This window comes from Streptomyces sp. NPDC043870 (genome assembly GCF_056435785.1).
The window spans coordinates 202,487-212,746 of sequence record NZ_JBWKDT010000009.1; the positions used below are offsets into that span (position 1 = coordinate 202,487).

The 10,260-nt window shown below is 72.3% G+C and carries 9 protein-coding genes; 4 read left to right on the forward strand and 5 right to left on the reverse strand.

The window, feature by feature from the left end; genetic code table 11:
• Positions 1–80: 80 nt before the first annotated feature.
• The gene (locus AC0699_RS14860; protein WP_478659873.1) at positions 81–1,013 is read left to right on the forward strand and encodes a fibronectin type III domain-containing protein; all 933 of its coding nucleotides are present in this window, start codon (positions 81–83) and stop codon (positions 1,011–1,013) included.
• Positions 1,014–1,459: 446 nt separating this feature from the next.
• Here the strand turns inward: AC0699_RS14860 and AC0699_RS14865 are convergent, their stop codons facing one another.
• The 3 genes from AC0699_RS14865 to AC0699_RS14875 all read right to left on the reverse strand — a co-directional run bounded on the left by AC0699_RS14865 (position 1,460) and on the right by AC0699_RS14875 (position 5,071).
• On the reverse strand, positions 1,460–2,575 hold the full coding sequence (locus AC0699_RS14865) for an NADAR family protein (protein ID WP_478659964.1): 1,116 nt from the start codon (positions 2,573–2,575) through the stop codon (positions 1,460–1,462).
• Positions 2,576–2,592: 17 nt separating this feature from the next.
• Positions 2,593–4,224: a malate synthase A gene (aceB, locus tag AC0699_RS14870; protein ID WP_478659875.1), complete on the reverse strand. Its 1,632-nt coding sequence runs from the start codon at positions 4,222–4,224 to the stop codon at positions 2,593–2,595.
• A 235-nt stretch (positions 4,225–4,459) separates the two neighbouring features.
• Positions 4,460–5,071 (reverse strand): nucleotidyltransferase family protein, encoded by a 612-nt coding sequence (locus tag AC0699_RS14875; protein ID WP_478659877.1) that lies wholly within the window; start codon positions 5,069–5,071, stop codon positions 4,460–4,462.
• 663 nt (positions 5,072–5,734) lie between these two features.
• On the opposite strand from AC0699_RS14875, the gene AC0699_RS14880 reads away from it, so the two are divergent.
• Both AC0699_RS14880 and AC0699_RS14885 read left to right on the forward strand, forming a co-directional pair.
• On the forward strand, positions 5,735–6,073 hold the full coding sequence (locus tag AC0699_RS14880) for a DUF5955 family protein (protein WP_478659879.1): 339 nt from the start codon (positions 5,735–5,737) through the stop codon (positions 6,071–6,073).
• A 56-nt stretch (positions 6,074–6,129) separates the two neighbouring features.
• Positions 6,130–6,843, forward strand: coding sequence for a class I SAM-dependent methyltransferase (locus tag AC0699_RS14885; RefSeq protein ID WP_478659881.1), 714 nt, complete (start codon positions 6,130–6,132; stop codon positions 6,841–6,843).
• A gap of 161 nt (positions 6,844–7,004) precedes the next feature.
• Here AC0699_RS14885 and AC0699_RS14890 read toward each other — a convergent pair whose 3' ends face one another.
• Together AC0699_RS14890 and AC0699_RS14895 are read right to left on the reverse strand one after the other, a co-directional pair.
• Positions 7,005–7,631, reverse strand: a complete 627-nt coding sequence (locus AC0699_RS14890) for a response regulator (RefSeq protein ID WP_469772398.1) — start codon at positions 7,629–7,631, stop codon at positions 7,005–7,007.
• Complete coding sequence (locus AC0699_RS14895) at positions 7,628–8,884, reverse strand: sensor histidine kinase (protein WP_478659883.1); 1,257 nt, start codon at positions 8,882–8,884, stop codon at positions 7,628–7,630. Before AC0699_RS14895 ends, AC0699_RS14890 begins: the two co-directional genes overlap by 4 nt.
• 473 nt (positions 8,885–9,357) lie before the next feature.
• Here AC0699_RS14895 and AC0699_RS14900 point away from each other — a divergent pair.
• The coding region (locus AC0699_RS14900) for a glycoside hydrolase family 20 zincin-like fold domain-containing protein (protein ID WP_478659885.1) at positions 9,358–10,260 on the forward strand (903 nt) is incomplete at its 3' end.

Here is a 10,260-nt window from a genome sequence, read left to right on the forward strand (position 1 = left end):
TGCCCGACTGTGCCATACAGGTCTGGACCAATGCTCCGTCGGACGGAGGCAGTCCGGTGCAACGCCCCCTGGGATCCCCCTTGTTGATATGCGCGGCGGCGCTGCTGCTCGCCGCCTGTGGCGGTGAACAGCAAGCCAAGGACACCCGCGGCCCGTCCGCGCCGGGCGGTGTCACGGCACAGGCCGGCAGCGCCACTTCCGTGCACGTCATGTGGGAAGGGTCCGCTGATGACCGCGGGGTCACCACATACGAAGTCTTCCGCACCGGTACCAAGGTGAAATCCGTCCCCGCCACCAAGCACATGATCGACGTCGACGGCCTGACGCCGTCCTCCGCCTACACCTTCACGGTCCGCGCCCTCGACGCCGCCGGCAACGCCTCGCCGCACAGCGCGTCGGTCCCCGTGACGACCCTCGCCCCGGCAGCCGAGGACAGCCGCCCCCCGAGCACCCCAGGCCCCCCGAAGGGGAGGGCCGAGGGAGCCCGCTCGGTCACCCTGACCTGGGGCGCGTCCAGCGACGACACGGCCGTCACGTCGTACGACATCTACCAGGCCGACTCCCGCATCCACACCGTCCCCGCCACGACGACCACCGCCCGCATCCTCGGCCTGCGCCCCGGCACCGTCTACACCTTCACGGTCCGGGCACGCGACGCGGCGGACAACTCCTCCCCGGACAGCGCGACGCTCGACCTCACGACCGCCCCCGCCCGGGGGGACCACCCGAGCACCGCGCCGACCGGTCTGAAGGCCACGATCCGCAAGGGCGCCGTGGACCTGACCTGGACCCCACCGAAGACGGGCGCCCCGGTCAGGGAGCACCAGCTCTTCCTCAACGGCACACTCGCCACGACCATCGTCTGGGGCGGCGCCCCGCCCTCCGGGACGGCGACATACACGATGACGGTCACCGAAAAGCCCGGCACGCGCTACAGCATCAAACTCAGGGCGAAGCTGCGGGACGGCACTTGGGGTGACTTCTCGGCCCAACGCACAGTCGTGGTGGGCTAGGCAGTGCCCTGTGGATCAGCTCATCGTTCGATCGGATGTGGAGTCCAGGAGCGGGTCGAGCGATACAGGATGGGGGATCCGGCTTCTCGCGCCTCCGAACCCGCCCCGGGGCGGCCGGTGGCGGGAGCACCGTCTGATGGCGAGGCGGTGGCCTGGTACGCGGCGCTGGGCCGGGAGCCTGAAATCCGACGGCCCGCGGGCCCATGACGTCCCGGTCGGGTGCAGCGCGGGCGAGTGGATCAAGGCGATCGTGCCCGACGGAGTCGGCATCGTCGACGTCCGCGTCACCAACCGGCTCGGCACGTCGCCGGCCGTCCCGCTGGGGCGGTTCGCCTACGACGGGCCCGCGCCCGTTGTGGTCAGCGACGTCAACCCGCATCACGGGACGGCCTTCACGAAGATCACCATTACGGGCTCGGGCTTCGCCTCGGGCGCGGCCGTGCGGTTCAAGGGCAACCTCGTGCGTGCAGTTCGGAGCGGACGAGTTCGAGGAGGCGACCGGTCCAGTTCCTGCCGCGGCCGGCGTTGTCGCCCCAGTAGCCGGAGTCGGCGTCGTCGTAGACGAGGGTCGCGTCGCCCGTCGCGAGCAGGATCTCGGCCAGGTTGGCGTGCTGGGTGTACTTGGCCCGCAGCAGGCCGGTCATGACAGCGGCCCGGGCCTGCTCCCAGCCGTCGCGGCGGCGGGCGTCCGTGGCCGGCCCATGGGCGTCGGCGGCTGTGTCCGCGTCCGCGTCCGTGATCGTGGCCCGGGCGTCGGGGTCGGCGGCGGAGAGCGCCCGGTACGCGCTGCTGACGGAGGGATAGGTGACGCCGTCGACGTCGATGGGCGCGGGGTAGTCGTTGCGCAGGGCCTGCGTGCCCGGATCGTCCGACGGCCTCAGCGGATACGACTGGTACAGATGGATCGCGGGCGCGACCGGGTTCGCCGGTCCGTCCGCCGGGACCCGCGAGGGCCGTTCGGCGATCCACTTCGCCCGGTCCTCGAAGTAGGCGACTGCCCTCTCGTAGGCCTCCTGCGTGACGGGCTCGTCCGGCCAGGCCTCCATATGTCCGCCCGGCCCGGTCACCAGGACCCGGAGCGGCCAGTCCTTCCGGTCCATGTCGCCGAGCGCGTAGCGGCGCTGGGTGCTGGGGATGGCGAGGTAGGCGGCGCGAGCCGCGGCCCGTTTCTCCTCGGTCCGGTCGGCGAGGAACGCGTCAACGGCCGCAAGGCACCGCTCCGTCGAGTCGGGGCGGCGGTTCAGCTGGTCGATGGTGTCCCGCACCTCGGCGAGCAGCAGCTCGGGGGTGTGCCAGGTGCGCGGCTCGCTGAACGTCCAGCCGGCCAGCTCGTGATCCGACGCCCTGCCGCCGTCCGGGAGTTCGGTGGCGACCCAGCCTCGGCGCAGCTTCTCCTCGAACTCTTCGAGGGTGACCAGGCCCCAGCAGTCGATGAGGCCGTCCGCGTAGATGAACAGGTCGGTGAGATGGTAGTCGCCGTTGCGGATGAAGCCCCCGGCCCGGGCCGCCTCCGGGACGGCGCGCCGCCCCCCGGTGCTGTGCGATACCGGGGGCGGCGGCAGGGCAACGGAACGACGGGTCAGCCGACCAGCTGTTCGTACGCCGGAAGCGTCAGGAAGTCGGCGTAGTCCGCGTCCAGCGAGACGTGCAGCAGCAGGTCGTGGGCCTGCTGCCACTTGCCTGCCGTGAAGGCCTCGTCGCCCAGTTCGGCGCGGATCGCGGCCAGCTCCTGCGCCGCGACCTCGCGGGCCAGCTCCGGGGTCGCGGTCACGGTCTTTCCGTCGTGCTCGAATTCCACGCCCGCGTTGATCCACTGCCAGATCTGGGAGCGGGAGATCTCGGCGGTGGCGGCGTCCTCCATCAGGTTGAAGATGGCGACGGCGCCGAGGCCGCGGAGCCAGGCCTCGATGTAGCGGATGCCGACCTGGACGGCGTTGCGCAGGCCTTCGTAGGTGGGGTGGGCGTCCAGGGAGGCGATGTCGATGAGTTCGGGAGCCGTGACGTGCACGTCCTCGCGGAGGCGGTCCTTCTGGTTGGGCTTGTCGCCCAGGACGGCGTCGAAGGAGGCCATGGCGATCGGGACCAGGTCGGGGTGGGCGACCCAGGAGCCGTCGAAGCCGTCGCCGGCCTCGCGGTCCTTGTCGGCCTTGACCTTTTCGAAGGCCACGCGATTGACCTCGGGGTCCTTGCGCGAGGGGATGAAGGCCGCCATACCGCCGATCGCGTGGGCGCCCCGCTTGTGGCAGGTACGGACGAGAAGCTCGGTGTACGCGCGCATGAAGGGCGCCGTCATCGTCACCGCGTTGCGGTCCGGGAGGACGAACTTGGCGCCGCCGTCGCGGAAGTTCTTGACGATGGAGAACAGGTAGTCCCAGCGGCCGGCGTTCAGCCCGGCGGCGTGGTCGCGGAGCTCGTAGAGGATCTCCTCCATCTCGTACGCGGCCGTGATCGTCTCGATCAGGACGGTGGCGCGGACGGTGCCCTGGGGGATGCCGACGTAGTCCTGGGCGAAGACGAAGACGTCGTTCCAGAGGCGGGCCTCCAGGTGCGACTCCGTCTTCGGGAGGTAGAAGTAGGGGCCCTTGCCGAGGTCGATCAGGCGCTTCGCGTTGTGGAAGAAGTACAGACCGAAGTCGACCAGCGCGCCCGGGACCGGGCGGCCCTCGAAGCGCAGGTGGCGCTCCTCCAGGTGCCAGCCGCGGGGGCGCATCACGACGGTGGCGAGTTCCTCGGCCGGCCGCAGGGCGTACGACTTGCCCGAGCGGTCATCGGTGAAGTCGATGCGGCGCTCGTAGGCGTCGATCAGATTGAGCTGGCCGAGGACGACGTTCTCCCAGGTGGGTGCGGAGGCGTCCTCGAAGTCGGCGAGCCAGACCTTCGCGCCCGAGTTCAGGGCGTTGATGGTCATCTTGCGGTCGGTCGGGCCGGTGATCTCGACGCGGCGGTCGTTGAGCGCGGCCGGGGCCGGGGCGACCTTCCAGCTTTCGTCCTCGCGGATCTGTGCGGTCTCCGGGAGGAAGTCGAGGCTGCTGGTACGGGCGATCTCGGCACGGCGCCCGGCGCGGCGGGCGAGGAGCTCGTCACGCCGGGGCGTGAACCGCCGGTGCAGCTCGGCCACGAAGGCGAGGGCCGCGTCGGTGAGGACCTCCTCCTGCCGGGGCAGCGGCTCGGCTTCGACGATGGCCAGCGGCGACGGCGCTGGTGCGGACATGAGCTGTCACTTCCTTCAGCGAGCTTCACGGGCAGTGCCTGGCGGCCGCGGGTTCATGAATGTGGCACTCAGTGCCAGAGCTCCGAGATACGGTCGTCGGCGCCGTCCGGGGTGTTGGGCGCTTCTGATCAGTGGATAGTAGTTATCGCATGGTGGAAGTTCAATGGTTTGTTGATGTCGAGATTCTCTGGGTCGACACATCGTGGCGCTCGGTGCCACACCGCTCACTGGGTGCTCATTCAAGGTGCGCCAGATCTTCCGGTGTGTCGATGTCGTACGGCTCCGCCACGTCACCGCACTCGACCAGTGTGATCTCCTTCTCGTGCTCCGTGAGGTAGTCCCGCGCCCCGCGGTCGCCCGACGCACGCGCCGCGACTGCCTCCCACCGGCTGACGCCGAACAGGACCGGATGACCGCGCCTGCCGTCGTACGCGGCCGAGACCAGGGCCGAGGGGGAGTCGCAGGCGGCCACCACCCGGGCGACGGCCGCCGCGCCGATCCCGGGCTGGTCCACCAGCGAGACGAGCACCGCTTCCCGGTCCCCGCCCGCGGTGATCAGCGACGCGAGACCGGTACGGAGCGAGGAGCCCATGCCCTCCTCCCAGTCCGGGTTGACGGACACGACGCAGCCCGCCAGCTCGGCCCGCCGCAGCACCTCGTCCGCCGCCGCACCCAGCACGACGTGCACGGACCGGCAGCCGCCCGCCCGCAGAACGCGCACCGCGTTCTCCACCAGGGGCCGGCCGCGGTGCTCCAGCAACGCCTTGGGGCGGCCGCCCAGCCGACGCCCCCCGCCCGCTGCCAGAACCAGCCCTGCGACCTGCGGATTGTCTGAAGTGTGAGCCATGCACCCCTGCATACCTCATCGGGCGGCGGGATGGCGGGAGGGCGCCGCGACTTGGACAAGGTGCCGTTCCGATAACGCAGTTCACCAACGGGGGCCTGAAAAGATGAGCAGTCGTCAGCCGGAACGGGACAGCCGTACGCGCCGACACAGCCCGGCCAGGGCCCCGTACCGCCGCCGCCGTACGGCCGGGGCCCGTACCCCGGCCCGCAGGGTCCCGCGCCCGCGGGCCGCACCGGCAGGCGCATCGATCTCGCCGTCGCCGGCGGGCTGGTCAAGCTTGACCTGACGGTCTGGCGCAAGGCGCTGGAAGTCGACACGTCCTGATGGTCCGCGCCGGTCGGTCCGCAGCCGGTTGGTTCGCGGCCGGTTGGTTCGCGGCTGGTCGGTCCGGCAATCGACCGGTCCGTGCAGGTCGGTCAGGCAGCCGGTCAGGCAGCCGGTCCGGTCGGCTGTTCGGTCGGCCGCTCGGTCGGCTGTTCGGCCGACAGTTCGACTCGCGGATCGGTGCAAGGAGCCGGCAGGCGACACGTCGAGCTGAATTTCGTACCGCGGAGTGGCGAAGCGCCTACGGAATGGCGTTAACTTGCCCGCGACCCCAGGCGTTTGACCATCGTCCGGCTGGTCTTGCACCGGGCAGCACAACGACGTGCGAGGGGGAGAGATTTGTTGCGGAGCGTGGGGCAGACGCGGGTGACAGGGAGCGACGAGGACCCGAGAGTCACGGCGCTGCGCGCCGCCGTCTCCCGGCTGCGACGCGAACTGGCCGGTCATCCGGCCGAGTTCGCCGACCGCGGGATCGCCGAGGACGAGCTGGCGGCGATCGACGCGATGGCGGTGAGCGGGGTGCCGGAGGTCCGGCGGCTGCGCCGCTCGCTCCTGCTGATCGCCGGGTCGATCGGGTCGGTGAGCGCGCTCGCCGGCGGACTGACGAACGTGCGGAACGCGGTGGAGCTGTTCGGCGAGGCGAAGGGGCCCGACGCACGGATCCGGCCACCTGGCTGAGCAGGCTCATCGGCGTCCCGCCCGGCGCCGTCGGCGACTGACTACCCTGGGAGGTGATGTTCACCTCCACGGGCCCCACGTTCCGCGAGCTCGCCCTACAGGCGCTGTCGTCGGTCGAGCACGGTTACGACCTGCTCGCGCCGAAGTTCGACCAGACCCCGTTCCGGACACCGGAGCGGATTCTCGACGAGGTCGTGGGCGCGCTCAGGCCGCTCGGGCCGTTCCGTACCGGGCTCGACATCTGCTGCGGCACGGGCGCGGGCACCGGCGTCCTGACGCGGCTGTGCGGGGAACGGGTCGTCGGAGTCGACTTCAGCGCGGGCATGCTCGGCGTGGCCAGGTCCGCCGAGCCCGCCGCCGACTGGGTACGGGCCGACGTCCGTGCCCTGCCGTTCCGGCCGGCCTTCGACCTGGCCGTGAGCTTCGGGGCGTTCGGTCACTTCCTGCCGAAGGAGCGGCCCACGCTGTTCGCACAGGTGCACTCGGCGCTGCGACCGGGCGGCCTGTTCGCCTTTCCGGTGGGTGCGCCGCCCCGCTTCGGCTCGCCGGCGTACTGGGCGATGCTCGGCTTCGACACGTCGATGCGCGTGCGCAATCTGCTGTGGCGGCCCCGCTTCGTCATGTACTACCGCACCTTTCCGCTCCCCGACGTCCTCGCCGAGCTGCAACGGGCCGGATTCGAGGTGGAGTTGGTCGCACTGGACGGACTGGGGAAGAGGTGGGACGGCAGCCCGCGCTGCGGGATGGTGCTGGCGCGCCGCCGGACCTGACGCGCGCCGCCCGGGTCCGACGTGTGGCCCCGGGGCCTGACGCGCGCCGCCCGGCCCGATGTGTGGCCCCGGGGCCTGACGTATGGTGCCCGGTCCGATGTGTGGCGCGGCTGCGACGTGTGGTGCGGCCCCGCGCGTGGTGCCGGGGGTGACGCCTGCTGTCAGCGGCGGATCAGCCGGCGGGCCGTCGCCGCGGCCACCGCCGCCGTACGGGAGTCGACGCCCAGCTTGGCGTAGACGTGGACCAGATGGGACTTGACCGTCGCCTGGCTGAGGAACAGCCGCTTGCTGATCTGCTGGTTGGACAGGCCCTCGCTCACCAGCTGCAGCACCTCCAGCTCGCGCTTCGTCAGCGCCTGTGCGGGCGTACGCATCCGGTCCATCAGACGGTGCGCGACCGCCGGGGCCAGCGCCGACCGGCCGGCGGCCGCCGTCCGTACGGCCGCGGCCAGTTCCTCCGGCGGGGCGTCCTTCAGCAGATAGCCGCTCGCCCCCGCCTCGACCGCCGCGAGGATGTCGACGTCCGAGTCGTACGTGGTGAGAACGAGGACGCGGGGTCCGCCCTGCCGGGCCGTGATCGCGGCGGTGGCCTGCGAACCGTGCATCCCGGTGCCGAACTGAAGGTCCATCAGGACGACGTCGATGTCCCCGGCGGCGGCCCTCTCGGCGGCCTGCTCGGCCGTGGCGGCCTCCGCGACGACGGTGAAGCCGGGCTCGGTGTCCAGGACGGCCCTCAGCCCGGCCCGTACCACGGGATGGTCGTCGGCGAGCAGCAGGCGGATCGTCATGAGGGAACTCCGGGCGAGAGCGGCAGGGTGACGGCGACGGCGGTGCCCTGGCCCGGCGCGGACTCGACGGTGAACGTGCCGTTCAGCGACTCCGCGCGCGAGCGCATCGCGGGCAGCCCGAAGCCGCCCTCGGACGGCTCCGACGGTTCGAACGACTCGGACGGCTCGGGCGACCCGGATGACGGCGACGAACTCGACGACCTCGACGAACTCGACGACCGGGGCGACATGGGGTCGAACCCCCGCCCGTCGTCCACGACATCCAGCGTGACCGACGATTCCATGAAGGTCAGGGTGATCTCGGCGCGCTCGGCCGCCGCGTGGCGGACCGTGTTCGCGAGGGCCGACTGGGCGATCCGCAGCAGGGCCACCTCGTACGGGGTGGGCAGCGGGGCGGGAGAGCCGCTGACCGAGAACCGGACACGCGGACCCGGTCCGGGCCGGGTGAGCCGGTCCAGTGCGGCGGCCAGCGTGCCGTGCTCCAGGTCCGGCGGCGTCAGGGCCCGGACGAAACGACGGGCCTCGGCGAGGTTGTCCTGGGCGGCCCGGCGCGCCTGCCCGATGTGCTCCGCCGCGGGGGAGTCCGCGGGCAGTGCCCGCTCGGCCGCCCGCAGCAGCAACTGGATGGAGGACAGCCCCTGCGCGAGCGTGTCGTGGATCTCGCGGGCGAGCCGCTCCCGCTCGGCGAGCGTGCCCGCGTGCCGCTCGGCCGCCGCCAGCTCGGCGCGGGTCGAGACCAGCTCCTCGATGAGCCGGCGCCTGCGCTCGCTCTCCCGGTACAGCGCCCGGTAGCCGAGTACGGTCGCCACGGCGACGGCCGCACCCAGGAGCGGTCCGATGAACGCACCCGGACTGAGCGGCTGGCCGTGCCGCACGTACGACAGGATCGCCGCGCCCGCCGTCGCGGCGACGGCCGGCAGGGACCAGCGCACGGGCAGCAGATGAAGCTCTAGGAAGTACAGCGGGAACGCCGCCCACAGGCCGTCCGGCGTGAACCCGAGCAGCGCCAGCCAGGCCGTGAACAGGGCGGCCAGCCAGAGCGCCGCGGCGGTACGTGAGTCGCGCACGCCGCGAAGGGTGGAGCCCGCCGCGTACACCGCCGCGGTCACGGCCGCCGCGGTGACGACGGCCGCGGCGTCGGGTTCGTGGTTGGCGACGGCGCGTACGGCGGCGAGCGTCAGCAGCCCCGCCATCAGCAGATGCAGACAGAGACGGAGGGCGCGCAGGGCGGGGGTGAGCGGGAGGGGATCCATGGCCGCTCCAGAGTAGGCCGGGCGTTCCGCGCTCCGTCGGCACGGTCCTGCGTCGCGCAGGCGCGGCACTCGGAGGGGACCCGGGCGGTCGGTCACCGAGGACGGCCGAGTTCGAGCCGCCGAAGGCGCGCGGGGCCGGCGGTGCCCTCGTACGCGGCTGCCTTCTCGCCCTCGACCGTGAGGGTGAGGGTGCAGGGTGAGGGCAAGAAGCAGCCGGCGGGCATCCGGGCATCCCGGGGCATCCGGGCGTCCGGTAGGGCGATCGCTCGCAGATGGCTGCGTCTGCTGCTCGGGGCCACGCCCGGCCGCGCCCCGCCCGAAGTGCGCCCGCCACTGCCCTTTTGATGACCGGATGTGCAGGATCCGAGGGAATGCCGGCACACCCGTTGACAACGATGTCTGATGCATGGTCCAGTCCTCTGGCATCCAGTACTCGCACTGCCGTCGGGTGGCGGGAGGAGGGCCTTGCGGCGATGACGTTCGCCTCGATCTCCCTGTACGCGAAACTCACTTGGCGCATGCGCGCGGCCCACGCGGTCGCGCTGGTCCTGGCGATGCTGGTGCCCACGGGGACGGGCCGCGCCGTCGCCGCTGAAAGCGACGCCGAAGGCCCCGCGGACGCCGGCGCGGAGCCCGCTGCCGTACCCGCCGGAGCCCCGGACCCGGCGTTGCCCGCGCCCACGCCGCGGTCCGTGAAGAGGCTCCCGGGGACCGTACGCATCCCCGCCGCCGTCACCCTGGTCGCCGGGGCCGCAACCGACGGGCCCGCGCTCACCGTCGTGCGGGACGTACTCCGGAGCGCGGGAGTCCGGACGATCCGCCAGATCGACGACCGCACCGACCCGGGGCCCGGCCTGGTGATCGTCGTCGGCGGGGCCAAGGAGAACGCCGCCACCCCAGCGGCGCTCGACGCGCTCGGGGTCCAGGGTGCGGAGACGATGGCGGCCGAGGGCTATGTCGTGGCGGCCCGGCACGACCGCATCGTCCTCGCGGGTGCGGACGCGGCCGGGACGTACTACGCGGCGCAGACCCTCCGGGAGCTTCTGCGCGCGAACCGCGCCGCGACGCTCGACGGCGTCGAGATCCGGGACTGGCCCGGGATGCGGCGGCGCGGCATCGCCGAAGGCTTCCACGGCCCGCCCTGGTCGCACGAACAGCGCCTCGCCTGCCTCGACTGGATGGGCCGGCACAAGCTGAACCTGTACGTCTACACGCCGAAGGACGACCCGTACCTGCGCGCCGAGTGGCGCAAGCCCTACCCGGCGGACGAACTGGCCCGGCTGTGGGGGGGGGGGGGGGGGGGGGGGGGGGGGGGGGGGGGGGGGGGGGGGGGGGGGTTTCTCCGTCCCTCCCTCCTCTCCTCCTTCCCCCCCCCA

What these genes read in the sequence shown, in the direction of transcription:
- aceB (WP_478659875.1), bottom strand. Translation starts at nt 4,224, where the DNA reads ATGTCCGCACCAGCGCCGTCGCCGCTGGCCATCGTCGAAGCCGAGCCG.
- AC0699_RS14875 (WP_478659877.1), bottom strand. Translation starts at nt 5,071, where the DNA reads ATGGCTCACACTTCAGACAATCCGCAGGTCGCAGGGCTGGTTCTGGCA.
- AC0699_RS14885 (WP_478659881.1), top strand. Translation starts at nt 6,130, where the DNA reads ATGTTCACCTCCACGGGCCCCACGTTCCGCGAGCTCGCCCTACAGGCG.
- AC0699_RS14890 (WP_469772398.1), bottom strand. Translation starts at nt 7,631, where the DNA reads ATGACGATCCGCCTGCTGCTCGCCGACGACCATCCCGTGGTACGGGCC.
- AC0699_RS14895 (WP_478659883.1), bottom strand. Translation starts at nt 8,884, where the DNA reads ATGGATCCCCTCCCGCTCACCCCCGCCCTGCGCGCCCTCCGTCTCTGT.